This is a genomic window from Paraburkholderia sp. SIMBA_027, assembly GCF_046535315.1.
GTDB classification, from domain to species: Bacteria; Pseudomonadota; Gammaproteobacteria; order Burkholderiales; family Burkholderiaceae; genus Paraburkholderia; species Paraburkholderia tropica.
The window spans coordinates 1-303 of sequence record NZ_JAWRWY010000308.1; the positions used below are offsets into that span (position 1 = coordinate 1).

The 303-nt window shown below is 56.1% G+C and carries 1 protein-coding gene; it reads left to right on the top strand.

All coding sequences use genetic code 11. The features are described 5' to 3' along the window. Positions 1-303: carbohydrate ABC transporter permease (locus SB764_RS39205; protein WP_410866637.1), on the top strand; the 303-nt coding region annotated here is incomplete at both ends.

The following is a 303-nucleotide window of genomic DNA, read 5'->3' on the forward strand; positions in this document are numbered from 1 at the left end:
TTCCGACGAAGTGGCTCCAGAGCGACCGCGGAAGTCTGTACGTCGGGGCCGCTGGCGCAATCTGATCTGGGTTCTGCCCGCATGCCTTTTGCTGGGTGCCTTCGCCTACCTGCCTTTGGTCCAGAACCTTGGTTTCAGTTTCCTTAAGTGGGACATTTACAGCGGACGCCAAACCTTCGTCGGAGCGGACAACTATGTCCGAATGTTCCACGATCCGATTTTCTGGAAAGCGCTGGTGAACAATGCCCTCTACGCCGTCATCTCCATCGTCTTTCAGGTTTTCGGTTCCTTGCTCCTGGCTGC